Genomic DNA, 24581 nt, shown 5'->3' with positions numbered 1-24581 from the left:
TTAATGTCCCGCCTGTGCCAGTGATCACGAATGCCACCGGAACCGAGGACTGGACGGCCGATCTCGGTCGTGCGGTCCGGCTGTTCCGGGCGTTCGGCGTGGAGCAGACGGACCCGGATCGCTTCTACGGAACGCTTGCCGCGGACTCGGTCGGACAGGTCGGCCAGTACGCCGATCTGCGGGGCGCACTGATGCTCGACGTAGGTGGTGGACCGGGCTACTTCGCCGACGCGTTCCGCGCGGCCGGTGCGACGTACTACGCGATCGACTCCGACCTGGGCGAGCTGAGCGGCCGGGGTGAACCCGTACCAGGCACAGTCCTCGGCAGCGGCATGGCCCTACCCGTCGCAGACGCCACAGTCGACGTCTGCTTCTCGTCCAACGTGCTGGAACACGTGCCGGACCCCTGGCTGATGGCTGACGAACTGGTCCGAGTCACTCGGCCCGGCGGCACGGTCTTCCTGTCGTACACCGGTTGGTGGGGTCCGCACGGCGGTCACGAGACAGCGCCCTGGCACTACCTCGGCGGAGACCGGGCAGCCCGTCGGTACGAACGCCGAGTGGGTCACCGGCCGAAGAACAAGTTCGGTGAATCGCTCTTCCCGATCAGCGTCGCCGCCGGACTGCGGTGGGCACGCAGCTGCACCGCGGCCGAGCTCGTGGCGGCGGTGCCGAGGTATCACCCGCGCTGGGCGTACGGCGTACTCGCCGTCCCCGGAGTACGCGAGGTCGTCACGTGGAACCTCGTCCTGGTGCTCCGGCGGCGATGAGGAGACTGAAGGCCGGTAGTTCCGAGCAGGTGGTCTGGCGAGCGAGGCTCGTGCTGGGCTGCCTGGTCCTGATCGCCCTGTGCTTCCACCAGGCGCCGGGCAAGATCGTGCCGGACACCAAGCTGGACCTGACCGCCAGTCCCGGTGGCTTCCTCGTTCGTGCACTGCACCTGTGGGATCCGCAGGGCGCGTTCGGGCAGTTGCAGAACCAGGCGTACGGCTACCTGCTGCCGATGGGTCCGTTCCACTGGCTGCTCGACTCGCTGTCGGTGCCGGACTGGGTGACGCAACGGCTGTGGTGGTCGGTGGTGCTGTGCGTCGCCTTCCTCGGTGTGTGGAAGCTGTGCAACGCCCTCGAGTACGGCGTGCCGTGGACCCGTTTCGCGGTCGCACTGCTCTACGCACTGAGCCCCCGAATGCTCGGCGAGGTGTCGATCACCTCGATCGAGGTGTGGCCGATCGCCATGGCTCCCTGGGTACTGCTCCCACTCGTCACACCACGGGCCCGCTCCGGCTGGTGGCGGGTCGGCTGGTCCGCGGTCGCGTTCGCACTGGTCGGTGGAGTCAACGCCGTCGCCACTGCTGCCACGCTCGTACTGCCTGCGTTGTGGCTGATCACCCGCCGCCTGGACCGGTCGACGGTGAAGGTGATGCTCGGTTGGCTCGGCTGTGTGGTCGCCGTGTCGATCTGGTGGCTCGTACCGCTCCTGCTGCTCGGCCGGTACAGCCCGCCGTTCCTCGACTGGATCGAGGACGCCGGAGTCACCACCGGCACCGCCAGCGTCTTCGAGTCCTTCCGCGGTACGTCGCAGTGGCTCAACTTCCTGTCCGGCGCCGACGGACCGACTTGGCCGGCCGGGTGGTTGTACGTCACCCAGCCGACGCTCATCCTGATCACCGCGGTCGTCGCGCTGCTCGGCCTGGCAGGCTTGGCGATGGGCTCGCTCAAGCACCGCGGCTTCCTGCGGCTCGCACTCGTCGTCGGGCTGCTGCTCGTGACGCTCGGCCATGCAGGTACGGCCGGCTCGCCACTGGCACCCCAGATCCAGGACCTGCTCGACGGACCGCTCGCAGCACTTCGCAACACGCACAAGTTCGAGTTGGTCGTCCGTCTGCCGCTCGCACTCGCCGCTGCGCACTCGCTGAGCAGACTCACCGAGTGGACGACCGTCCGGGGGATTCATCGCCGCGTGGTGCCGGTGCTGGTCGCCTGCCTGATCGTGTCGGTGGCGGCGCCGGCCATCTTCGGCCAGCTACCCAGACGCGAGGGGTACGACGCCATCCCCGCTCACTGGCGTGAGGCGGCGGCGTGGCTCGACGACCAGACCACGAAGGGCAGTGTCCTCGTGGTGCCTGCCGCATCGTTCGCCGACTTCACCTGGGGATCGACGAAAGACGAGCCGTTCCAGGCCTTGCTGAAACGCCCCCTGGCTGTGCGAGACGCCGTACCGCTCGGCTCTGCCGGTACGACGCGCTGGCTGGACGAGGTGGAACGCCGACTCGGCTCGGGGGTCGGCGACAAGACCCTGAAGCAGGCACTGACCCGGGCCGGAGTCCGGTACGTCGTCGTCCGCAACGACCTGCGGTACGACGCCCAGGTGACACCGACGCCGGTCGTCCACGAGACCTTGGACGAGTCCGGCATCGACCGCGTCGCGTTCTTCGGTCCGGGCACTGGTAGCACGATCGAACAGCCCGGCGTCACGCTCGACGGACACACCCGGCTCCCGTACCCGAGCGTGGAGATCTATGACGTCGGCGCCACGAGTCCAGGGCGGCTGATCCCGAAGTCGCAGCTTGTGGAGGTCCGAAGCGCGGCCGAGGACGTGCCGGCCGCACTGACCGCGCTCGGCGGCGATCGCAACGCGGTGACGAGTTCTGACGCGGCCGGTCGACTGACCGGGCTCCCCCTGATCCAGACCGATGGCATGCAACGCCGTGAGGTCTCGGTCGGTCGTCCCGCGGAGAACTACTCGCCCGTGCTGACCGCGTCGGAGGCAGGCCGCCAGGGCCGCCGCACCCTCGGGTACGACGTTGACCCGGCGGCACCGGTCACGACGCGGACGTGGGGCGGCGGCATCGTCGACGTACGGGCGTCGTCCTCGGCGGCGGATGCGGACGCGACGCTGCGGACCGGGCCGGGCAACGGGCCGTTCGCAGCGGTGGACGGTGATCCGTCGAGTCGCTGGATCTCCGGGACGTTCGGCCGGAGCAGTGGCGAGTGGCTCGAGGTGACGTTCGCGTCCCCTCGCAATGTCGACGGTCTGAAGGTGCAGTTCTCGCTGGCGCCGCCGACCACCGAGCCTGTCCGCACGTTGCAGGTGGACACGGACGCGGGCTCACTGACCTCAGTGGTGTCGGGGTCGACCGATCCGCAGAGCGTTCCGGCCCCGCCCGGCCAGACCAAGCGGTTGCGGCTCAGTGTGGGTGTGACCGACGGCAAGAACCCGAACGGCGTATCGATCGCCGAGGTCTCGTTGCCCGGCATGCTCCCGGTCAGTCGGCTCAGTGTGCCGTCGGACGACCGTCAGCCGAGCGCACTGGTGTTCAGGAACCAGCAGATCGGCCGCTCTGCGTGCCTGCACGTTGCCACGCGTCCGCTGTGCCGACAGGAAGTGGCCAAGGACTCCGAGGAACCGACCGGACTACTGCGCAGCATCGACCTTCCGCAAGCCGCGTCGTACCAGCTGCAGGGGACGGCGCTACCGAAGGGCGGTGCCACGCTCGAAGGTCTGCTGACTGTGCCGGGCGCCATCACGGCGTCGGCGACCTCCCGAGCGGTCACGGCTCCGGAGGGACGTCCCGGCGCCGCGGTGGATCGTGACCTGGGCACCGGCTGGGTCGCGGACCCGTCCGACCAGCACCCGGCGCTCACGTTGAAGTTGCCTGAGGCAAGAAGCATCAGCGGACTGCAGTTCCTCTCCGATCCCTACCTGACCGCCTCGCAGCCGACCGAGGTGTCGCTGCGCTTCGACGGTGGCCCACCGGCGAAGGGCACGGTGGATCCGGAGGGCTACCTGCGCTTTGCCGCACGGAGCGCACGAACAGTCGAGCTGACGTTCACCGCCACCAGACCGATGACGGACTTCGACTCCGCGACCGGCTACGCGCGGACGGCACCTGTCGGCGTCGCCGAAGTTCGCGTGCTCGGCGCCGACGATCTGCGCAAGGCACTCGACCTGGACGGCCAGACCGGCGTGTACTGCGGTTACGGCCCGGGTCTTCGCGTGGACGGCGTACCGGCCGACACGCAGGTGAAGGCGACCGTGCGGGACCTGCTGCAGCGGCGTCCGGTGACGTTCTCGACGTGTGGCAAGGACAGCATGGTCCCACTGCAGTCCGGACGCCACAACGTCGACGTACTGGCCGGTGGTGGGTTCGTGCCGACCGAGACGACGCTGACCAGGGCGGGCTTCGGCAACGTGTCCAAGACGCCGGTGCAGGGCGTGGACGTCTGGCGGCCCAATCCGGCCGAGCTGAGCATCGAGGTGCCGGCCGCCGACGAGCAGTCGGTGCTGACCGTCGCGCAGAACTACAACGAAGGCTGGGAAGCGTACGACAGCAGCGGCCGCAAGCTGACGCCGATCCGGATCGGTGGCTGGCAGCAGGGATGGATTCTGCCCGAAGGGCCCGAGCAGGTCGTCACCGCGCGGTTCATGCCGGACCGTCTTTACCGCGCCGGTTTGCTGGTCGGTCTGGTCGCACTCCTGTCGGTGGTCGCGCTCGCGGTCTTCTTTCGGCGCCGGTCGAGGCACTCCGGTCATCGACTCCGCGAAGGCCGCGATGTCGGGCCATGGGTCGCGCTCGCAGGTGGCCTGGCGGCGGGGTGGTTCATGTCCGGCTGGATCGGACTGGTCGCGGTGGCGGTCGCTGCGCTGTGCTCGTGGTTCCTGTCGCCGCGGGTGGCGATCGGAGTGGTGGCTGCTGCGGTGGCGGTCGGCGCGCTGGTCGCGGCGGTTCAGCCGTGGCCGGACGGGGGAGCGGGACTGACGTCAGGAGTGGTCCAGACATCGACCTTGTTCGCCTGTGCGCTGGCGCTCTTGTCCCGGCCGACTGGTGAGACGTCGTACTCCTTGTCCCGCCTGCCCAGGCGCATGATGGGCCGCTCCATCCCGTAGTAGCTCGCGGCCGCGACGCCGACGGACACCACCAGCGTCGGGAAGAACAGCAGCGCGAACCTGCCGCTGAACATCTCGTACCCGCTGATCCGCTCGACCACGCTCAGCACGATCAGGTGGTACACGAAGACGCCGTACGAGATGTCTCCGGCGATGTGGCCGGCCTTGCCTCCGAGGATGCGGACCGTCCTGGCTGTCGGGTTCAGAGCCGGGAACAGGACGCACGCGGCGATCCCGGTGTAGAGCAGGCTCTTCAGGAACGCCTGACCTGGCGTGGACGGCGAGAGACCGTACGGGCCGGCCAGCGGGCTGGCAGCGATGACCAGCAGCGCACCTGCGGCGGCCCAGATGGTGCCGGGGATCTTCGCGAGTGTGTCGAGCGTGGACGGCTCGAGTCGACCGCTGCTGCGCGCCACCTGCCACAGTGCGAACCCCATGCCGACCGCGAACCAACCGACGTACCCAGGGAGCCAGAGGCCGGCGCGGGGGTGGTCGGTCGCGTTGATGGAGGCCATCCAGATCGGGCTGAGCACAGTGAGGACACCCAGTACGACGAGGCGCCAGCGGACACTGCGCCGGGTCGGACGCTCGTACCCGGTCAGCAGCTTCGCCAGCGCCGGCAGCAGGAGGTAGAACGCCACCTCGGTCGCCAGACTCCACAGCTGCGTGAGTCCGTCCGCGGCCGGTCCGTCGAAGTAGATCTGGGTGAGCGACGCGTGCTGGAGGTACGTCGCCCAGCCCACGCCGTCCTTGCGCGGCACCAGGAACGCGGCGAGCAGTACGGCGAGCCACAGCGCCGGCAGGATCCGCAGTGCGCGATTGCGTAGGTACGGCAACGTGAGTGGTGGCAGTGTGCCGTCGAACCACGCGACCACGTGCGGCCGGTACAGCAGGAACCCGGAGATCGCGAAGAAGATCGCTACCCCGACGTCGAGCCGCGCCAGCAGACCGGCGAACGGCCCGTTGAGCGAGGCGCCGGAGTGAAACCCGACATGCGTGGTCAGCACCGCGAGCGCACCGATCGCCCGCAACCCGTCCAGCGCCGGGAAGCGCGTTCGATTCATCTGGGCAGTCCGATCTCGAGGTTCTCCACGCAGAGGTTCGTCGCGGGATCGGAGGAGCGTAGCCGAACCTCGGTGGCTCCGATCCGCCGCGACGGGCCGAGGTACATGCTCCCAACACCGGCCGGCCAGTCGGCGGCCGGGAGTGCGGTGACGTTGCCGTCCGCATCGAGTAGCTCGACGGACACCTGGTTCTCGCGGTTGGAGAAGTACGCCGCCTTGATGAACCACTCGGCGGTCGCGATCTCGTTCTGCGTCGGCGTCAGCCGGATGGTCAGTGGCTCGGTGCCGTGCACGAGCAGATTGCAGAACGAGTTCCCTCGGGTTGCCGGCTCGCCGCGCGACCATACCGCGAATGGCGCCGGCCGGATGTGTCCGGTGTCGTCCACCAACAGCGGCTCGCTACCCGCCGCCTGCACCCGGAACTGCTTCCCTGCCATCCGCAGTACTGGAGACAATCTGGGGTCGGACATCAATGCGGTGCCGATCGGTTGTGGCATCGAGGTGTCCCACAGGTTCACGTTCGGTCCGATCCGATCCAGGTCCGCCGCGACCGTCGCGAAGTAGGACTTGGCCGGATTCCTGCCCCACGGACCGGCGAACCCGACGTCCGACACAACCACTCCGACGAGCAAACAGGCCAACCCGACGGCAGGTACGGCGATCCGCACCGTGGACGCCGACAGGACGACGGCCAAAGTCAACGGGATCGAGAGATCGGACCAGTAGTGGTAGTGCACGGTGAACACCGAGCCGAATCCCGTGAACCGTCCGTAGGCCACCAGCACCACGGTCACCAGGACATAGCCGGCCACCGAGGCCCACAGCAGCAGCGCTCGGCGGTCGTGGCGAAAGGCGACCACGAGGAGCAGACCGGCCACCAGCCCACCGAGCACAACCGCCGCGACCGGCGGACCTGCAAGGCTCAGAGGCTGTCCCGTCGGAGCCCAAGTCCAGGGTCCGCCCACCACTGCGGAGACCGGCACCTCGAAGCCGCGGCCCGTGAGTTCCAGCAGCTTCCCGGCAGACGGGAGGCCGCCGCGGGACGGGTTGCCGCGGGCCAGATAGAGAGTGCCGAAGGCAACGATCGAAACGGCGAGAGCGGCAGCGAAGGGCCAGGTCCTGCGGAGCCAGACGCGGATCGGCTGCTCGCGAAGATAGAGGGCCAGGGCAATGGCCGTGACCAGGATCAGCCCGGACTTCTCCCAGCAGGCCAGCGAGATCAGCAGCGCGAGCGGGCCGTAGACGAGGGCGCGCCGCCGGCCGTCGTACCAGTCGATGGTTGCGTGCAGCAACAGCAAGCCGAAGACGTGCGCGGACAGGTTGTTCACGCCGCTCGACAGCGACATGAACGACGGCATGCTCAGCGGGGTGAGCGCGTAGAACAGGGTGCCGAGGAGCACCCACCAGTTCGATCCGAGGAGGCGCACAAGCAGCAGGCCCATCAGCGTGATCGCGATCGCCTGCATCACCGTCCGCCACCCGACGGTGAAGTCGTGGTTGAGTGGCGCGACCTTCGCGAAGATCGCGTAGACGAACCGCAGGCCCGGCGCGATGTGGTCGTTCACCGGCGTCAGCAGTTCGGCCGGCGCGAATCCGCGACTGCCCTGGACCAGGAAGTCGAGGTCGTCGCTCAGCCACGAACCACGGCGCGCGAGCAGCCCGAGGACCACCGACTGCACCACCGCGACAGCCACCACGAGACCCCGGAGAACCGATGACTTCGGTGCCTCCGGCAGTGTCCAGATCCCCCTCATGCGGCGCGACTATATGTCAGTTCGGACCCGCGCGAACTTTGTTGTCCCCGCAGTCTGTTCAAGGTGCCTACTCGCTGGTAGCGTCCCGCGGACAGACCGGGAGGGGATGCAGTGGGGACTCGTAGTCGTGCGGTGCTGATCGGGCTTGGGGTGTTCTTCGTCGGCATCGCGGCGCTGGCCAGGTTCTATGCCTATCCAACACTCGCGGTGGCGCCCGCGGACCAGATCGCGCACACGGTGTCGATCGGGAAGGACGCCACCATCTTCAGCGCCGCCGACCTGAAGAGTAAGACCGGCCTCGAGCTCGAGGCACGCCGGACCGTCCGCGGTGATGTGGTCGCGGCGGAGAAGATCAGCAAGGCGCTGAACCGCAAAGTCGTGGTGTTCGACACCGCCGTGGTGACGGACGACTCGAAGAACTACCAGTTCCCCGACGACTCGTCGAAGACCGCAGAGCTCCCGCTCAGCTTCGTCCAGGAGCGGGTCGTGCTCGACGCGCACACCGGCGAGGCCGTGCGCTGGAACCCGACCGGCGACGACAACAGCGGCGAGTACATCGCGACCACGCTGGAGAAGGCGGATCGGCTGAAGCCCGGCCAGAACACCGCGCTGTTCGCGGGCCATCAGGGTCTCGTGCTGAAGTTCCCGTTCGGCACCGAGAAGAAGACGTACCCCTTCTGGGACACCACGCTGCGCAAGGCGTTCCCGATCGAGTTCAAGCGGGAGGAGCCGCTCGACGGGCTCAAGGTCTATGTCTTCGAGCAGGAGATTCCGAAGAAGGAGGTGCCGCAGGCCAAGCCGCTGGAGGTGCCGGGCAGCCTGGTCGGTGACTCCGGCAAGGACTCGGTCATCGTGCAGCGCACCTACAAGAACACCCGGACCTTGTGGGTCGAGCCGGTCACCGGCGCGATCATCAAGGGCCGGGAGCAGCAACTCGCCACCATCGCGTACGAGGGCCAGGACAAGTTGACCGCCACCCAGGTCACGATCGAGTACGACGCCGCCACGGTCGCGAAGAACGTGAAGGGTGCGACCGAGAACGGAGTCGCCGAGGGCGGCTACCAGTCGAAGGCGGCGCAGCTGCACCTGATCGGGTTCTGGGTGCCGCTGCTCTCACTGATCCTCGGCCTGCTGTTGCTGGCGTCCGTCGGGCTCTTCCAGCTCCTGCCCAGGAAGGCGGACTGAGCTCAGGCCTTGTGGGCGGACCAGATCGCGGTGCCGGGAACGAGCCGGCCGCGGTCTGGTCCCCAGCCACCCCAGATCAGGTCGTGACCGGCCGGCCACTCCGGCTCGAGTAGGTCGTCCACGACGAAACCCGCGGTGGTGAGCGCCCGGATCCAGTCGCCGGTCGTCCGATGGTGTTCGGCATAGATCGGCGTACCGGCGTCGTCCACTTCGACGTACGGCGTCCGGTCGAAGTACGAATGGGTGATCCGCAGACCGGCGCGGGTCGGGTCGTCCGGCATGGTCCAGCGGATCGGGTGTGTCACCGAGAACACGAGCAGACCGCCCGGCTTCAGGGTCCGGGCGATCTCGCGCAGTGCGGTCGTGGCGTCGGCGACGAACGGCAGCGCACCGAACGCCGAGCAGACGATGTCGAACGTACTGCTCTTGTAGGGGAGGGCCACCGCATCGGCGGCGACCGTGCGGACGGCCGTGCCGGTGCGGGCGTCGAGTTGCCGGCCGATCCGGAGTTGCTCGAGCGAGATGTCGAAGGCGACCACGTCGGCGCCCTGGCCGGCCAGCCAGCGTGAGCACTGGGCGCCTCCACAGCCGACTTCGAGGACGCGCTTGCCCCGGACCGGTCCGAGCAGCTGGGCCGACTCCTCGTCGACACCTTCGGGGCACCAGATGAAGCGGTCGTCGCCGAGGAACTCGCCGTGCTCCGACAAGTAGTCGTCGGCCTCGGAGTTCCAGTACGCCCGGCTGGCCCGGGAGGTCTCCGCCTCGCTCAACTCCACCCGCACCGGCCCGCTCACGAACCAAACTCTAGTGTTCAGCGGTATGAGCGACTTCGCGGCCAGTGCCGTTCCGTTGGCGGGTGGGTACGGCGGGCAGACGTACGCCGTGAGTGCCGGCGGTGAGGACGCCGTACTGAAGCTGTATGTGAAGCAGCCGGAGCGGGCGGCCGTGGACGCGGCGTTGCTGCAGCTGGTCCGCGGTCTGCTGCCTGTCCCGAAGGTGCTGGAGGCGAAGCGCGAGGGGTCGCCGGAAGATCCGCCGTACCTGCTGACCGAGCGGCTTCCGGGGGTGAACCTGCAGGTCTACCTGGAGACGGCAGGGGAGTCGGAGCGGCGGACGGTCGGGGAGCAGCTGGGTGAGTTGCTGGTGCGGCTGAGCGGGATGCCGTTCCTGACCTTCGGCGTGTTCCGCGGCGGCGAGCTGGCCATCGAGCCCTTCGGCCTCGGGGATCTCGAGCAGTACGTCGATGGCCTCGACCTCGGCCTGGACCCGGGGCAGCTGGAGCGGTTCGGCGCGGTCATCGCCGAGGCCGAGGACGTGCTGGCCGACGGGGTCGACCGGGTCTGCCTGGTGCACAGCGACTTCAACCCGAAGAACCTGCTGGTCGACCCGGCCACGGCCCGGATCACCGGACTGATCGACTGGGAGTTCAGCCACGCCGGGTCGCCCTACACGGATTTGGGAAACCTTTTCCGGTTCTGCACCGATCCCGTGCTGGCCGGCGCGGTGCTGAGCGTGATCCGGGGGAGCGGGCCGGGGCTGGGCGAGCCGTTGGTGGACCTCGGGCGGGCGGCGGATCTGTGGGCAGTGCTGGACCTCGCGTCCCGATCCACCGAGCACGAGATCGCGGCCGCGGCGCACGACCTGGTCTCCCGAATGGCGGACACGAGCACCCTCGCGGGGGGCCGAGTGGACCTGGACGTCGTACATTGAGATCAGTGAGACGTCGGGAAGCCTCGGCGGGCAGCCGGTGGAGGCCGGGTGCCCCGGGTTGCCCTGCCTTCGTCAATACCCGTATTCTGTCAGATGCGCTATGGGCCCGCGCGACCTCGGACGGAGCAGGCTCGTGCTCGCAGCAGTCGGTGGTGAATCTGTGCTCTTCAGGCAATCCAGCGGTTTGGTGCGATCCAACGGTTCATGACGCGACCGAACGACACCACCAGTCCACGGAGCAACCCACCACATGACGGCCAGCATCGAGGCACCTCTCGACCCCGCAGTGCGCAACACCCCGCAGGTAGCGGTCAATGACATCGGGTCGGAGGAAGACTTCCTCGCGGCGATCGATCAGACCATCAAGTACTTCAACGACGGCGACATCGTCGAGGGCACCATCGTCAAGGTCGACCGGGACGAGGTCCTGCTCGACATCGGTTACAAGACCGAAGGCGTCATCCCCTCCCGGGAGCTGTCGATCAAGCACGACGTCGACCCGAACGAGGTCGTCAACGTCGGCGACCACGTCGAGGCCCTTGTACTCCAGAAGGAGGACAAGGAAGGCCGTCTGATCCTCTCGAAGAAGCGCGCCCAGTACGAGAAGGCCTGGGGCACGATCGAGAAGATCAAGGAGGAGGACGGCGTCGTCACCGGCACCGTCATCGAGGTCGTCAAGGGTGGCCTCATCCTCGACATCGGCCTGCGTGGCTTCCTGCCCGCCTCGCTGGTCGAGATGCGCCGGGTCCGCGACCTCCAGCCGTACGTCGGCCAGGAGATCGAGGCCAAGATCATCGAGCTGGACAAGAACCGCAACAACGTGGTCCTGTCCCGCCGGGCGTGGCTGGAGCAGACGCAGTCCGAGGTGCGGATGAACTTCCTCACCCAGCTGCAGAAGGGCCAGATCCGCAAGGGTGTCGTCTCCTCGATCGTGAACTTCGGTGCGTTCGTGGACCTCGGCGGCGTCGACGGTCTGGTGCACGTCTCGGAGCTGTCCTGGAAGCACATCGACCACCCGACCGAGGTGGTCGAGGTCGGCCAGGAGGTCACCGTCGAGGTGCTGGACGTCGACATGGACCGCGAGCGCGTCTCGCTGTCGCTGAAGGCGACCCAGGAAGACCCGTGGCAGCAGTTCGCCCGGACCCACCAGATGGGCCAGATCGTGCCCGGCAAGGTCACCAAGCTGGTTCCGTTCGGTGCGTTCGTCCGCGTGGAGGAGGGCATCGAGGGTCTGGTGCACATCTCCGAGCTGGCCGAGCGTCACGTCGAGATCCCGGAGCAGGTCGTCCAGGTCAACGACGACACGATGGTCAAGATCATCGACATCGACCTCGAGCGTCGCCGGATCTCGCTGTCGCTGAAGCAGGCCAACGAGGGTCTCGACCCGGTCTCGGACGACTTCGACCCGACGCTGTACGGCATGACCGCGACGTACGACGACCAGGGCAACTACGTCTACCCCGAGGGCTTCGACCCGGAGACCGGCGAGTGGCTCGAGGGCTTCGACGCACAGCGCGAGGAGTGGGAGCGGCAGTACGCCGAGGCCCACACGCGCTGGGAGGCCCACAAGAAGCAGATCGAGGACGCCAAGACGGCGGACGTCGAGGCCGGCGAGGCATCGACGTACTCCTCGGCCGCGGCTCCGAAGGACGACGCTCCCGTCGAGGGCGCGCTCGCTTCTGACGAGGCGCTCCAGGCCCTCCGCGAGAAGCTGACCGGCCAGGGCTGATCCACCGCAGGACCCGAGACCCCCGCATCCCCGTACTGGATGCGGGGGTCTCGCTTGTCTACCCCACTGGCGGGTTGTCCGCCCGCTGACGGCTTAGATCGCGCTATCGGTGACATAAGCCGCCAGCCGTGCCCGCCCGCCCCACCAGTGGGGAGTGGATAGGGTGCTGTTGTGCTGAGAGTCGGGCTGACCGGGGGTATCGGGGCGGGGAAGAGTTCTGTGTCGGCGCGGTTGGCCGAGCGCGGGGCTGTGGTGATCGACTCCGATGTGCTGGCGCGGGAAGTAGTGGCCAAGGGCACCGAAGGTCTCGCCGAGGTGGTGACGGAGTTCGGGGCCGGCGTGCTGACGGCCGAGGGGGAGTTGGACCGGCCGGCGCTCGGGCAGATCGTGTTCGGTGATGCGGCGGCGCGGCGCATGCTCGAGGCGATCATTCATCCGCGCGTACGGGCCCGGGCGGCCGAGATCGAGGCCGCGGCACCGGCGGGAGCGATCGTCGTGCACGACATCCCGCTGCTGGTGGAGACAGGTCAGGCGGACCGCTTCGACGTCGTCGTGATCGTCGACGTACCGGTCGACGTACAACTCGAACGGCTGACTGCGCAGCGCGGAATGCCTGACACAGAAGCGAAACAGCGCATCGCGAGCCAGGCGTCCCGCGAGGATCGGCTCGCCGTCGCCGGTCTTGTCGTGGACAATTCCGGCCCCCTCGCCGACCTGGATCGCCGCGTCGACGAGGTGTGGGCAGAGCTCGAACGACGGGCAGGGCACGGTCCGGACACGAAAAGGTGACCCCTGCGCGGTAAATGATGAATCCGGGACCGGCTGTACAAGAATCTGTCCCGGTTCGGCCCAGGCTCTGGGCCGGCCACCGACGGCGCGCCCCGCGCCGGTCCGGATGTCCGAGGTTGGGAGGATGGCGTGGTCTGTCCGCGCTGCAACTCAGACGTCCCCGAGGTGTCGCACTTTTGCCACCACTGTGGCAACGATGTGCGCTCCGGGGACGCCGAGCGGAAGAAGGCGTACGCCGCCAGGCCGGATGAGCCAGTGGCGTCGTTCCGGCTGGTTTCGACGATCATGCCGCAGGGCTCGGGCAAGCAGCCCTATACATACAAGGTGGCACTCGGTGTCGCGCTCCTGCTGACCGTTCTCACCGCCGCGCTGGGCGCGCTACCGGTGGCGATCATGGTGGCGGCGTTCTCGATCCCGATCGTCTACATCCTTTATCTGTACGACGTGAACCTCTGGGAGGACGAGCCGATCCCGGTCGTCGCCGCGGCGTTCGTGCTCACCGGAGTACTGGCCGCGGTGTTCACCTGGATCTGGTCGGACAAGATCGCCCTGAGCCTGGACACGATCGGCGGCAACGACGCCGGTCCGGCCGCGCGGGACCTCCTGATCCTGCTCCTGCTGGTGCCGGTGGTGTCGGAGCTGATCCGCCAGATCGGCCCGCTCTACCTGGCCTCGCGGCCGCGGTACGACGATCTGATGGACGGCTTCACGTTCGGCGTGGTGGCCGGCGTGGGCTACGCGTGCTTCGAGACTCTGGTGCTGCACTGGGGCTGGATCAGCGGCGGCTTCGCCGGTCCGGGCAGCAGCGCGGGCACCTGGATCTCGATCGTCCTGCTGCACGGCTTCATCAAGCCGCTGATCTACGGTTCGGCGACCGGCCTGGCCGGTGCGGAGTTCTCCGGCCTGGGCGAGGGGTACGACGGCTTCACCCCGCGCTGGGTGTTCGCTGTGATCCAGGCGATCGTGATCAACGCGCTGTTCCAGGGCGGGGTCTACCTGCTCGGGTTCGTCGGCGGTCACGGCTCGACGGTCGGCGCGATCCTCGGTGTGGTCTGGGGCCTGCTGCTGCTCGGCGCGCTGATCATCCGGGTCCGTACGGTCCTGCACAAGGGTCTGCTCGAGGCGGCGCTGGAGTCGGCCGCCCGCGGCGGCTCCAACCACGCGTCGGGCGAGCTGGCGTTCTGCTCGCGCTGTGAGATGCCGCTGCTCCCGCACTCCGACTTCTGCTCCGCGTGCGGCAACTCGGTGCGATCCGTACCGAAGTCCGCCCGTGGTGTGGCAGTACAGGCCGTGGCAGGCGGCGGGGTTGGTGGATACGACGCGACGACTGGGGAGACGCAGGCATGAGCAACCAGCCACCGCCCTACGGTCAGGGTGGCCACCCCGGGCAGCAGCCCCCGTACGGCGGCCAGCCGGGTCAGCAGGGTCAGCCCGGCTACGGTCAGCCGGGGCAGCCGCCGCAAGGTCAGCCCGGCTACGGCCAGCGGCCGGGGCAGCCACCGCAGGGCCAGCCTGGTTACGGTCAGCCCGGTCAGCAGCCTGGTTACGGGCAGCAGCCTGGACAGCCGCCGCAGGCTCCGCCGCCGGGCTACGGTCAGCCGGGTCAACCGCCGTACCAGGGGCAGGGTCAGCAGCCCTACCCCGGTCAGCAGCAGGCGCCGTACCAGGGCCAGCACCAGTACCAGGGCCAGCAGCAGGGCTACCCGGGTCAGCAACAGCAGTATCCGGGTCAGCAACAGCAGTATCCGGGTCAGCAGCAGCAGTGGGGCCAGTACGGCGGTCAGGCTCCGCGCGGCAAGGGCGGGAACAAGATCCTGTTCCTGGCCGGCGGTGCGATCGTCGTCGTCGCGGTGATCGGCGTCGTGCTGGCGCTGATCTTCGGTCGCGGTGACGACAAGCAGGCCGAGCCGACCCCGCAGCCGACCAACGGGCAGAGCACCGAGCCGACCGAGAACGTCGACGAGGGCATCGAGGTCGCCGAGGGCGTCTTCGTGAAGCCGCAGCCCGGCTACGTCCGCAAGGAGCTGAAGAACTTCGACGGCGTCTACCTGCTGAAGGCCAAGGAGGCCTACTTCATGGTGGAGGCCTTCAAGGGCAAGGAGGGTGAGAACACCGACACCATCCTGCCGAAGCTGATCGGCGCCGAGACCGGGGACCTGTCCGCGGTGAAGAAGAACGAGCCGAAGGTGACCAAGCCGGGGCCGGACGACAAGACCCCGGTGAAGATCCTCACCACGCAGAGCTTCTCCGCCACCTCGTCCAGCCAGAACGGCAGCGAGCCGGTGGTCGGGTTCGTCGGCGTGGTCGAGCGCAACGACGGCGTGATCACGCTGGTGCGGGTGTACGGGCTGAAGACGAAGTTCGATGCCATCAACAAGGACTCGAACGAGATGCTGAAGTCGGTGCTGAAGAGCCAGTGATCCGCAAGCGCGCCGAGGGTGTGGCCGGCAGGTCGAACCCTTGGGTGAGGAACCCAGCGCCGGACGACGGTGCGGCTCCGGGTACGCCGGAGCCGCCACCGTCGCGGCGATTGCCGGGTCGGTCGCGACCGACCCCGTCCGCCGGCCCGACCCAGGGTCCGCGGATCCCGACGTACCTGATTCCCGCCGGTGCCGGCCTGATCGTGGTCGTGGCGGTCGCGGTCGGGCTCTACCTGCTGTCCGGCGGGGACGACAAAGCCGACCCGGCTCCACCGCCGTCTCCGACCGCGACCGCGAGTACGCCGACGTCGACGTACACGCCGCCGCCGAACGCAGTCCTGGTCGGTTCCGGCGTCGCCGTCGTACCGGCCGCGGGCTGGAGCCTGCTGGAGAAGGAGACGCAGGGCAAGGAGTTCGTCTCCTACGCGGCCAGCGGCGACGCGCGGGCGTTCTTCTGGGTCCGGCAGAAGCAGAACGTGACCGCGAAGGCGTACGTGCTCGGGGTCGTCGAGGGCGAGACCCAGAACGAGATCGCCCAGTTGGGCAACGTCCGGAACCTGACCTGCCCGAAGGACGTCCTGGAGGAGTGCGTCGCGATCAGCTACACCTCCACCACCAAGGACAAGACCGGACTGCAGGTCAAGGTCCAGGGGTACGTCGAGGCGTACCGGCGCAAGGACCAGGTGGTCACCGCGCTGGACTTCCGGACCCGGATCGACTTCGCCCCGCAAGCCGAGGCGGACGCCGCGACCATGAAGCAGTCGGTGCTCGACAGCCTGTGACGACGAGATCCCAGACATACCGCGAGGAAGAGTTATGAGTCAGCAGTACGGGCCGCCCCCGAACTCCGCGCCGGGCGGCTGGGGACGTGGGCCGGGCCAACCGCAACGGCAGTCGTCGGGGTCGATGCGGTCCCGGTGGATCATCATGGGCGGCACCATCGTCGCCGTCGCGCTGGTCGCCGTCGGGGTCGTCGTACTGGTGACCGGCGGCGACAAGGAGCAGCCGGTCGCCGAGCAGACGCCGGACCCGACCGGCACGCTGTACACACCGCCGACGCCGTCTCCGACCAAGGCGGCCGTCACCAAGGGCCGGTACGACACCGGCGTCGAGGTCGGTGGCGGGCTCTGGTTCACCCCGGTCAAGGGGTGGCTGCCGGACTGGGACAAGTCCAAGGGCGGAACCAACTACATCCTGCAACAGCCCGGGGCGCGGGGGCGGATCGACGGCTACTACTGGGTCCGTCAGACCACGCAGTACGACGCCAAGGGGTTCGCCGAGCACCTGGTCGACGTCGAGTCGGACGGGTTCAAGGACGTCCGGATCGGCAAGACGGTGGCCTGCAAGACGACCAACCCGGCGATCAAGGCCTGCTACGCGGTGACGTTCAACGCGCTCGTCCCGGCCGCCGCCGGCAAGTTCCTCCCGTTCCGAGGCTTCGTCACGGCGTACGCCGACCAGTCGGGCAAGATCACCGCCACCGACGCGGCCCTGGAACTCAGCGTCTACAAGCGCCGTGTCCGCGAGCTCGTCTACATGAACAACACCCTGATGAAAAGCTTCTGATCCGGCCCCTGACCTGGGGTTTTCGGAACTGTCGGCGCGGCGCCGTACGGTGGAGGGCATGAGACAGGTCTCGGATCTTCAGCGTATGGTGGCGCCGCTCAAGGTGGTGTCCGATTTCGAGCCGGCCGGTGACCAGCCGGCCGCGATCACGGACCTGGAGCGCCGGATCAACAGCGGCGAGCAGGACGTCGTACTGCTCGGCGCGACCGGTACCGGCAAGACCGCCACGATCGCCTGGCTGGCCGAGAAGATCCAGCGCCCGATGCTGATCCTGCAGCCGAACAAGACCCTCGCCGCCCAGTTCGCGAACGAGCTGCGCCACTTCTTCCCGGCCAACGCCGTCGAGTACTTCGTCTCGTACTACGACTACTACCAGCCGGAGGCGTACGTCCCGCAGACGGACACCTACATCGAGAAGGACTCCTCGATCAACGAGGAGGTCGAGCGGCTGCGGCACTCGGCGACCTGGTCGCTGCTGACCCGCCGCGACGTGATCGTGGTCGCGACCGTCTCCTGCATCTACGGCCTGGGCTCCGCCGACGAGTACCTGAACCGCATGATCCACGTGAAGGTCGGCACCGAGATGGATCGCGACGGCCTGCTGCGCAAGCTCGTCGGGGTGCAGTACGCGCGCAACGACCTGGCCGGCACCCGCGGCACGTTCCGGGTCCGCGGCGACACGCTCGAGGTCTTCCCGGTGTACCAGGAGCTCGCCGTCCGGGTGGAGTTCTTCGGCGACGAGATCGAGCGGGTGATGACGCTGCACCCGCTCACCGGTGAGGTGATCAGCGAGGAGGACGAGGTCTACATCGGCGCTGCGACGCACTACGTCACCGCGCCGGAGCGGATGGAGCGCGCGATCACGTCGATCGAGGCCGAGCTGGAGGAGCGGCTGGCCGAGCTCGAGCGTGGTGGCCAGTTGCTGGAGGCACAGCGGCTCCGGATGCGGACGACGTACGACATCGAGATGATGCGCCAGATCGGGACGTGCTCCGGCATCGAGAACTACTCGCGCCATACCGATGGCCGCGAGCCCGGGACGGCGCCGCACTGCCTGCTGGACTACTTCCCCGAGGACTTCGTGCTGGTCATCGACGAGTCGCACGTGACCGTCCCGCAGATCGGCGGTATGTACGAGGGCGACATGTCCCGGAAGCGGACGCTGGTCGAGCACGGGTTCCGGCTGCCGTCCGCGATGGACAACCGGCCGCTGCGCTGGGAGGAGTTCCTGGAGCGGATCGGCCAGACGGTCTACCTGTCCGCGACCCCGGGGCAGTACGAGCAGGACAAGTCGGACGGCTTCGTCGAGCAGCTCATCCGGCCGACCGGTCTGGTCGACCCCCAGGTGATCGTGAAGCCGACCAAGGGGCAGATCGACGACCTGATCCACGAGATCCGGCTCCGGGTCGAGCGGGACGAGCGCGTCTTGGTCACCACGCTGACCAAGAAGATGTCCGAAGACCTGACCGACTACCTGCTGGAGATGGGTATCCGGACCAGGTACCTGCACAGCGAGGTGGACACGCTGCGCCGGGTCGAGCTGCTCCGCGAGCTGCGCCAGGGCGAGTACGACGTACTGGTGGGCATCAACCTGCTGCGTGAGGGTCTGGACCTGCCCGAGGTGTCGCTGGTCGCGATCCTGGACGCGGACAAGGAGGGCTTCCTGCGCTCCGGCCGGTCGCTGATCCAGACCATCGGCCGTGCCGCCCGGAACGTGTCCGGCCAGGTGTTCATGTACGCCGACAAGATCACCCCGTCGATGGAACTGGCGATCGACGAGACCAACCGGCGTCGCGCCAAGCAGATCGCCTACAACGAGGCGAACGGGGTCGACCCGCAGCCGCTGCGGAAGAAGATCGCCGACATCACCGACATGCTGGCCCGCGAGGACGCGGACACCGCCGACCTGCTCGGCTCCGGCCGGACCCAATCCCGGGGCAAGGCGCCGGTACCGGGCGGCGGCAAGGCGAAGGCGGGCGAGAAGGCGAAGGAGCTGGCCGGCGGACTGCCGTCGTCCGACCTGGCCGACCTGATCCAGCAGCTGACCGACCAGATGCACAACGCGGCGGCCGAACTGCAGTTCGAGGTCGCGGCGCGCTACCGCGACGAGATCTCCGAACTGAAGAAGGAACTCCGCCAGATGACCAACGCCGGCATGAAGTAATCGTCCGGTCGGCCCGGCCGACCTGTTCGGCCCGGGTCGCCGGGTTCAGTTGCGTGGTTGGACTGTGTGTTGGGGTGACTCGTTGACCTGGAGGGTGAAGAGGTCTGGCCGGGCGTAGTGGCCGTTCGGATCGAAGTCGAACTTGCCACGGTCCAGGTCGCCGAGGTCGAGTTCCGCGAGCGGGGTGTCCTCGACTTTGTGCACGGTGTGCGTACCGAATCGCCGCTGAAATGCGGATCTGGTGCACAGAGTCGGGGCGAACGAGGGCTAGCGTGCGTACCGAGACCAGGTAAGGGGAGGGCACATGTTCGATCATCTGTCGTTGCAATGTGATGACTTGGATGCGAGCCGGCGGTTCTACGAGACGCTGCTCGCGCCGATCGGGATCACCGTGGTGATGGAGTTCGGTGACGTCCTCGCGCTTGGCGGGCCGGACGGCGCACCGAAGTTCTGGCTCGGGAAGCAGACGACCGGCGGTACGCAGCGGGAGATCCACATCGCGTTCACGGCACCGAATCGGGCGACCGTCGACACGGTCCACCGGACCGCCCGGGAGTTGGGTGCCGAGATCCTGCACGAGCCGAAGGAGTGGCCGGAGTACCACCCCGGCTACTACGCCGTCTTCGTCCGGGACCCCGACGGCAACAACGTCGAGGCCGTCTCACACAGCTGAGCTGGGAGGGAGTGTGATGGGGAGACTGAGCGGCGCGGACGTGCTTGAGCACTGCTTGGCGAAGCCGGGGGCATGGCAGGACGAGCCGTGGGAGGGCGATGTGGTCGCCAAGGTCGGCGACAAGATCTTCGCGTTCCTGGGCGGCGGGGACGGGGTCGGGATCAAGTGCGGCGCCAACCGCGAGGAGGCCGACGAACTGGTCGACACCTACCCGGGTGACGTCACCAAGATGGCCTACATCGGCCGCTCCGGCTGGAACAGCGTCCGCCTCTGCGGCAGCGTGCCGGACGACGAGATCCTCGAGCTGATCGACGCGTCGTACGAGACGATCGTGGGCAAACTCCCCAAGAGCAAGCGTCCGACCTAGCCGCGGACGACACGCCGGAAACAGGCGAACTGATCACACAGCGCAACTATTCCTCGGCCGGTTGTGATCATTCCGACAGCCGGACACGGTGCCCTGGGATTTGGAGACTTGGACATCGACCAGTCAGAATAGACGTGGAGAAGGGGAGTATTCCTTCGCGGCGGCATCGTCATCACGGTCTGGGATTCGTTCCCGCGCCCGGTGCCACCGGCCGGACTCGCAGTGCGAGTCCGGCGGAAGAGACCTTCGGAGTCCTGTTTCAGCTGAGCTCCGGAGGTGTCTGTGCACGTTGCTGACTACGTTTGGTACATCACGGTCGGCGTGCTTCTCGCGCTGCTGGCTTTCGACGTCTTCATCATCGGCCGCCGTCCACACGAGCCGAGTACCCGGGAGTCCGCGACCGCGATCGCGTTCTACGTGGGTCTCGCTGTGGTCTTCGGCCTCGGCGTCTGGTTGTTCTCCGGTGGGCAGTACGCGGGCGAGTTCTTCGCCGGCTGGCTGACCGAGTACAGCCTGAGCGTCGACAACCTGTTCATCTTCCTGATCATCATGTCCAGGTTCGGCGTACCCAGGAAGTATCAGCAGACCGCGCTGCTGATCGGCATCATCCTGGCGCTGGTGTTCCGCGGCGTGTTCATCGCGGTCGGTGCCGCCGCGATCAACGAGTTCTCCTGGATCTTCTACCTGTTCGGCGCGTTCCTGGTCTACACCGCGATCCACCTGGCCAAGCAGGGTGAGAACGACGACGACGACTTCAAGGAGAACGCGGTCATCCGGTTCGCCAAGAAGCGCCTGAACGCCACCGACGAGTACAACGGCGTCAAGCTCACCATCGTCAAGAACGGCAAGCGGCTCGTCACCCCGATGGCGATCGTCATCATCGCGCTCGGCACGACCGACCTGCTGTTCGCACTCGACTCGATCCCGGCGATCTACGGACTGACCCAGGAGCCGTTCCTGGTCTTCACCGCGAACGTGTTCGCACTGATGGGTCTGCGGCAGCTGTACTTCCTGCTCGGCGACCTGCTGAAGCGGCTGGTCTACCTGTCCATCGGCTTGTCGGTGGTGCTCGCGTTCATCGGCGTGAAGCTGGTCCTGCACGCGATGCACGTGAACGAGTTGCCGTTCATCAACGGCGGCCACCACATCGAGTGGGCGCCGGAGATCCCGATCTGGTTCTCGCTGGGCTTCATCATCATCACTCTCGGCATCACCACGGTCGCCAGCCTGCGCAAGTCCCGCATCACCAAGCAGGAGAACGGGACCGACGCCCCGGCCGAGGGCGGCGAGCTGGACGAGTCGACCCCGGTCGACAGCCCGAACGGTACGACGGCCGAGCTCGACCCGAAGACCCAGGCCGAGCTCGACTCGATCCGCGAGCCCGAGCCGCAGGAGTCGGACGCCAAGAAGTCCTGACCTCGGACGCCAAGAGGTCGTGACCCTCGGACGCTGAGGAGTCCTGACCCGAAGAAACGACCGTCGCCCCGGACCGACCTGGTCCGGGGCGACGTCGCGTCGAGACGGTCAGAGCCTGGCCGCGGCGACCAGGGTGGCTCTGCGTTCGTCGCGCACCGGCGCGTCTTCCAGGCGCTTGCCGGTCTCCGACGCGTGCAGCATCCCGGTGGGGGAGACGAAGCCGACGTGGTGGACCTGCTTGCCGGGTCGGCCGAAGAAGTACAGATCGCCGGGTTGCGCCTCGTCGACGCTGATGTTCTCCAGGGCGGCGGCCTGGTCGTGCGCGTCGCGAGGGATGCGCAGACCCAGCACCCGACAGACCGCGTGGGTCAGGCCGGAGCAGTCCAGGCCGTACGCCGATGTTCCGCCCCACAGGTACTCCAGCCCGAGGAACAACGCCCCCAACCGCAGCCGATCCTCAGGTTTGGACGGCTCCTCGACGGACCGCAGTACGTCGTCCGCCAGCCAGCCTGACCCGCCATCCGGGGTAGCCACCCGGGTGTACCCGTCGGCGTGCTCGGTCGACGCCAGGACGGTCGCGAACGACAGCTCGCCCAGCGGCGCGCCCGCGCCGGGCTCAGCGAGCAGCGTCGCGGTCGGGACCGTGACTGCGACGGGCGCGGTCGCGCTGCTGGGCAGCTCACCCAGGTGGCTCGACGGCACCCAGCCCGGGTACCCGAGCTCGTCGTTGGACGACGGCTGCCAGGGTGCCAGGATCTCCGACCAGCCGTCCCGCTCCGAGCGGACCAGGACAGGTTCGGCGAACAGCAGTTGGGTCAGGGTCCGGCCGTGCAGGCCAAGGCGGGTCTCGGTGTCCATGGACTTCGCCCACGCGGCGACATCGGGCTGGGCGGCGACGGCCGCGGCATCGATGTCACGGGGCGCATCCGGCGCGGTCCAGACGGTACTGACCGGGACTTTGGCGGCGACTAGCTTCATACGGTCAAGCCTGTCACGCCGAGGCCAGGAGCCGCAGGCAGGTGGATCAGCGCGCCGTCGTACCGGATCCCGCCGGTCACGGGCGCCTGCTTCAGCCACCAGGCGGCGTCGAGGTCGTTGACCGCGGACGTCGGGTAGGCCGACACCAGCGCGGCCGCCGCGCCGATGCCGACGTGGCTCTCCATCATCGAGCCGACGACCGTCCGGATCCCGTGCTCGCGGGCCAGTTCCAGCAGGGTCCGGGCCGGCCCGAGTCCGCCGCACTTGGCCAGCTTCACGTTCACCATGTCCGCGGCGCCATACCGGATCACGTTCACCAGGTCGCGTACGCCGTACACCGACTCGTCGGCGAGGATCGGCGTACGGACCCGGTCGGTCACCCAGGCCATGCCCTCGAGGTCGGCGGCAACGACAGGCTGCTCGACGAGTTCGAGGTCGCAGCCCGCGTCCTCCATCGCCCGGATGGCGGTGACCGCGTCGCGCCGGGACCAGCCCTGGTTGGCGTCCAGCCGCAGCGTCGGTTCCGGGCCGATCGCCTCGCGAACCCGCCGGACCCGCTCGACGTCGGCGCGGGCGTCGGTGCCGACCTTGACCTTCAGTACGTCGAAACCGTCCGCGAGCCGGGCCTGTGCCGCGGCCGCGAGCGCATCGGGATCGCCGACGGACAGCGTCATGTCAGTGCGCACGATGTCGACGGTCGAGCCGAGGAAACCGTGCAGCGTCTGCCCGCGACGCCGCGCGGCGAGGTCGTGCAGCGCGACGTCGACCGCACCCTTCGCGCCGAAGTTGCCGGCCGCGGCGTTCTGCACGCGGCGCAAGGCCTCAGTGAGGTCGTCCGGGCCGAGACCGTCCAGGGCCGCGGTGATCGGTCCCTCGACGCAGGCCTGCGACCCGGCGAGCGAATCGCCGGTCACCTTCCACACCTGCGGAGCCTCGCCCCAACCGCTGAGCTCGCCGTCGCTCACCTCGACGAGCAGCGAGTCCGCGTGCGTTGCAGTCCGCAGTGCCGTGATGAATGGCGTGTGCAGCGGCGCCGAGACCAGATGTGTGCTGACCTTCATCGGACCGCTCCGAGGTCGCGCCGGTGGTTCCAGGCTTCGAGCGCGATGTTCGCGATCAGCTTCTGCGCATCCGCGTCGGCCAGGTCGGACGTCGTACACACGACCAGCACGAACGGTTCGGCGTCGGGTGGGCGGACGATGCCGCCGTCGTGCCGGATCCGGGTGTCCCAGCCGTTCTTGTGCTCGACCCGGGTCCCGGCCGGCAGCAGGGCAGGGATCTCGCCGTTCCACTGGTTGCCGGCCAGCAGATCGCGCAGGTAGTTGCCCGAGGCGCCCTGCTGATTGCCGACAGCAACCAGTACGCCGGCCAGACCCGCCGGGCTCATCAAGTTGCTGATGCCGGCCCGCACGCCCGGCCCGTCGTCGATCCCGCGCCGGATCGCGCTGTCTCCGGGGCCGTACTCCGCGAGCACCGCGTGGGCGGCGTCGATCCCGACCTGCTCCAGCACGAGGTCGGTCGCGAGGTTGCTGGACCGGGTGATCATCTCGGTCGCCAGCCACCCGAGTGGCACCTGCTCACCCAGCTTCGTCCAGGTCGCCGGCGCCTCGTCCTCGTCCGGGTCCACCCCGAACCGCCCGCCGGCCGCGGACGCGAAGTCGTTGTGCACGGTCACCGGCTGGTCGAGCGCCAGTTCACCCGCCTCGACCTTGCGCATCATCGCCATCGCCACCGGGAGCTTCATCGTGCTCGCGGAGTAGTGCGTCCGCTCCGCCAGATGCTCGAACACCGGTACGCCGACCAGCCGCCCCAGCCAAACCCCGAAGGCGCCGCTCCCGTCGACGTCCCGGAGCAGTTCCGCGATTCCCATGCCGATCA

Annotated in this window: 20 protein-coding genes and 1 pseudogene; 14 read left to right on the top strand and 7 right to left on the bottom strand. The window is 68.2% G+C overall.

Translation table 11 applies throughout. The features are described 5' to 3' along the window. Positions 1 to 14 precede the first annotated feature (14 nt). Together OG817_RS18635 and OG817_RS18630 are read left to right on the top strand one after the other, a co-directional pair. Positions 15 to 770 carry a class I SAM-dependent methyltransferase gene (locus OG817_RS18635; RefSeq protein ID WP_406056296.1) on the top strand — a complete coding sequence of 252 codons (756 nt, stop codon included), beginning with the start codon at positions 15 to 17 and terminating at the stop codon, positions 768 to 770. Beyond that, positions 767 to 4888 (top strand): alpha-(1->3)-arabinofuranosyltransferase, encoded by a 4122-nt coding sequence (locus OG817_RS18630; RefSeq protein WP_406056294.1) that lies wholly within the window; start codon positions 767 to 769, stop codon positions 4886 to 4888. Before OG817_RS18635 ends, OG817_RS18630 begins: the two co-directional genes overlap by 4 nt. 26 nt (positions 4889 to 4914) lie before the next feature. Here the strand turns inward: OG817_RS18630 and OG817_RS18625 are convergent. Together OG817_RS18625 and OG817_RS18620 are read right to left on the bottom strand one after the other, a co-directional pair. Continuing rightward, positions 4915 to 5952: pseudogene (locus OG817_RS18625) on the bottom strand (acyltransferase family protein); the annotation flags it as partial. Beyond that, complete coding sequence (locus OG817_RS18620) at positions 5949 to 7706, bottom strand: hypothetical protein (protein ID WP_406056292.1); 1758 nt, start codon at positions 7704 to 7706, stop codon at positions 5949 to 5951. The gene OG817_RS18620 and the pseudogene OG817_RS18625, both read right to left, overlap by 4 nt. Before the next feature lie 111 nt (positions 7707 to 7817). Between OG817_RS18620 and OG817_RS18615 the strand changes: the two genes are divergently transcribed. Further along, positions 7818 to 8891, top strand: coding sequence for a DUF3068 domain-containing protein (locus OG817_RS18615; protein WP_406056290.1), 1074 nt, complete (start codon positions 7818 to 7820; stop codon positions 8889 to 8891). 2 nt (positions 8892 to 8893) lie between these two features. On the opposite strand, the gene OG817_RS18610 is transcribed toward OG817_RS18615, so the two are convergent. After that, the gene (locus OG817_RS18610; RefSeq protein WP_406056288.1) at positions 8894 to 9685 is read right to left on the bottom strand and encodes a class I SAM-dependent methyltransferase; all 792 of its coding nucleotides are present in this window, start codon (positions 9683 to 9685) and stop codon (positions 8894 to 8896) included. Positions 9686 to 9710: 25 nt separating this feature from the next. Here OG817_RS18610 and OG817_RS18605 point away from each other — a divergent pair, with 25 nt between their 5' ends. The 8 genes from OG817_RS18605 to uvrB all read left to right on the top strand — a co-directional run bounded on the left by OG817_RS18605 (position 9711) and on the right by uvrB (position 19269). Further along, the gene (locus tag OG817_RS18605) at positions 9711 to 10601 is read left to right on the top strand and encodes a phosphotransferase family protein (protein WP_406056286.1); all 891 of its coding nucleotides are present in this window, start codon (positions 9711 to 9713) and stop codon (positions 10599 to 10601) included. 250 nt (positions 10602 to 10851) lie between these two features. Next, positions 10852 to 12330 carry a 30S ribosomal protein S1 gene (gene rpsA, locus OG817_RS18600; RefSeq protein ID WP_131351982.1) on the top strand — a complete coding sequence of 493 codons (1479 nt, stop codon included), beginning with the start codon at positions 10852 to 10854 and terminating at the stop codon, positions 12328 to 12330. A 171-nt stretch (positions 12331 to 12501) separates the two neighbouring features. Continuing rightward, entirely contained in the window at positions 12502 to 13119 is a 618-nt protein-coding gene (coaE, locus tag OG817_RS18595; RefSeq protein WP_406056283.1) for a dephospho-CoA kinase, read from the top strand. A gap of 198 nt (positions 13120 to 13317) precedes the next feature. Further along, complete coding sequence (locus OG817_RS18590; protein ID WP_396389755.1) at positions 13318 to 14466, top strand: PrsW family glutamic-type intramembrane protease; 1149 nt, start codon at positions 13318 to 13320, stop codon at positions 14464 to 14466. After that, positions 14463 to 15539: a hypothetical protein gene (locus OG817_RS18585; RefSeq protein WP_406056281.1), complete on the top strand. Its 1077-nt coding sequence runs from the start codon at positions 14463 to 14465 to the stop codon at positions 15537 to 15539. Before OG817_RS18590 ends, OG817_RS18585 begins: the two co-directional genes overlap by 4 nt. 44 nt (positions 15540 to 15583) lie before the next feature. Then, complete coding sequence (locus OG817_RS18580) at positions 15584 to 16321, top strand: hypothetical protein (protein ID WP_406056279.1); 738 nt, start codon at positions 15584 to 15586, stop codon at positions 16319 to 16321. A gap of 34 nt (positions 16322 to 16355) precedes the next feature. Next, positions 16356 to 17105, top strand: a complete 750-nt coding sequence (locus OG817_RS18575) for a hypothetical protein (RefSeq protein ID WP_406056277.1) — start codon at positions 16356 to 16358, stop codon at positions 17103 to 17105. Between the two features lie 58 nt (positions 17106 to 17163). After that, on the top strand, positions 17164 to 19269 hold the full coding sequence (uvrB, locus tag OG817_RS18570) for an excinuclease ABC subunit UvrB (RefSeq protein ID WP_406056275.1): 2106 nt from the start codon (positions 17164 to 17166) through the stop codon (positions 19267 to 19269). A 45-nt stretch (positions 19270 to 19314) separates the two neighbouring features. Here the strand turns inward: uvrB and OG817_RS18565 are convergent, their stop codons facing one another. Continuing rightward, complete coding sequence (locus OG817_RS18565; RefSeq protein ID WP_406056273.1) at positions 19315 to 19473, bottom strand: hypothetical protein; 159 nt, start codon at positions 19471 to 19473, stop codon at positions 19315 to 19317. Positions 19474 to 19573: 100 nt separating this feature from the next. On the opposite strand from OG817_RS18565, the gene OG817_RS18560 reads away from it, so the two are divergent. The 3 genes from OG817_RS18560 (at position 19574) to OG817_RS18550 (ending at position 21725) form a co-directional block, all read left to right on the top strand. Beyond that, complete coding sequence (locus tag OG817_RS18560; RefSeq protein ID WP_406056271.1) at positions 19574 to 19942, top strand: VOC family protein; 369 nt, start codon at positions 19574 to 19576, stop codon at positions 19940 to 19942. Between the two features lie 16 nt (positions 19943 to 19958). Next, on the top strand, positions 19959 to 20309 hold the full coding sequence (locus tag OG817_RS18555) for an MmcQ/YjbR family DNA-binding protein (protein ID WP_406056269.1): 351 nt from the start codon (positions 19959 to 19961) through the stop codon (positions 20307 to 20309). Between the two features lie 282 nt (positions 20310 to 20591). Then, complete coding sequence (locus OG817_RS18550; RefSeq protein WP_396389764.1) at positions 20592 to 21725, top strand: TerC family protein; 1134 nt, start codon at positions 20592 to 20594, stop codon at positions 21723 to 21725. Positions 21726 to 21833: 108 nt separating this feature from the next. Here OG817_RS18550 and OG817_RS18545 read toward each other — a convergent pair whose 3' ends face one another. Genes OG817_RS18545 through OG817_RS18535 form a run of 3 tightly spaced genes read right to left on the bottom strand, consistent with a single transcriptional unit; the run spans position 21834 to position 24573 of the window. Beyond that, positions 21834 to 22703 carry an NlpC/P60 family protein gene (locus OG817_RS18545; protein WP_406056266.1) on the bottom strand — a complete coding sequence of 290 codons (870 nt, stop codon included), beginning with the start codon at positions 22701 to 22703 and terminating at the stop codon, positions 21834 to 21836. Further along, positions 22700 to 23764 (bottom strand): mandelate racemase/muconate lactonizing enzyme family protein, encoded by a 1065-nt coding sequence (locus OG817_RS18540; RefSeq protein WP_406056264.1) that lies wholly within the window; start codon positions 23762 to 23764, stop codon positions 22700 to 22702. Before OG817_RS18540 ends, OG817_RS18545 begins: the two co-directional genes overlap by 4 nt. Continuing rightward, on the bottom strand, positions 23761 to 24573 hold the full coding sequence (locus tag OG817_RS18535; protein ID WP_406056262.1) for a serine hydrolase: 813 nt from the start codon (positions 24571 to 24573) through the stop codon (positions 23761 to 23763). Before OG817_RS18535 ends, OG817_RS18540 begins: the two co-directional genes overlap by 4 nt. Between the last annotated feature and the right edge of the window lie 8 nt (positions 24574 to 24581).

Origin of the sequence: Kribbella sp. NBC_00889 (assembly GCF_045207705.1) — a bacterium.
Lineage (GTDB): Bacteria > Actinomycetota > Actinomycetes > Propionibacteriales > Kribbellaceae > Kribbella.
The sequence above is the reverse complement of the archived record's forward strand: the minus strand, read 5'-3'. Positions and strand labels throughout refer to the sequence as shown.

Coding starts and splice junctions, on each gene's coding strand:
- OG817_RS18630 (WP_406056294.1), top strand. CDS start 767: ATGAGGAGACTGAAGGCCGGTAGTTCCGAGCAGGTGGTCTGGCGAGCG.
- OG817_RS18620 (WP_406056292.1), bottom strand. CDS start 7,706: ATGAGGGGGATCTGGACACTGCCGGAGGCACCGAAGTCATCGGTTCTC.
- OG817_RS18605 (WP_406056286.1), top strand. CDS start 9,711: ATGAGCGACTTCGCGGCCAGTGCCGTTCCGTTGGCGGGTGGGTACGGC.
- rpsA (WP_131351982.1), top strand. CDS start 10,852: ATGACGGCCAGCATCGAGGCACCTCTCGACCCCGCAGTGCGCAACACC.
- OG817_RS18585 (WP_406056281.1), top strand. CDS start 14,463: ATGAGCAACCAGCCACCGCCCTACGGTCAGGGTGGCCACCCCGGGCAG.
- OG817_RS18575 (WP_406056277.1), top strand. CDS start 16,356: ATGAGTCAGCAGTACGGGCCGCCCCCGAACTCCGCGCCGGGCGGCTGG.
- uvrB (WP_406056275.1), top strand. CDS start 17,164: ATGAGACAGGTCTCGGATCTTCAGCGTATGGTGGCGCCGCTCAAGGTG.
- OG817_RS18560 (WP_406056271.1), top strand. CDS start 19,574: ATGTTCGATCATCTGTCGTTGCAATGTGATGACTTGGATGCGAGCCGG.
- OG817_RS18555 (WP_406056269.1), top strand. CDS start 19,959: ATGGGGAGACTGAGCGGCGCGGACGTGCTTGAGCACTGCTTGGCGAAG.
- OG817_RS18545 (WP_406056266.1), bottom strand. CDS start 22,703: ATGAAGCTAGTCGCCGCCAAAGTCCCGGTCAGTACCGTCTGGACCGCG.
- OG817_RS18540 (WP_406056264.1), bottom strand. CDS start 23,764: ATGAAGGTCAGCACACATCTGGTCTCGGCGCCGCTGCACACGCCATTC.
- OG817_RS18535 (WP_406056262.1), bottom strand. CDS start 24,573: ATGGGAATCGCGGAACTGCTCCGGGACGTCGACGGGAGCGGCGCCTTC.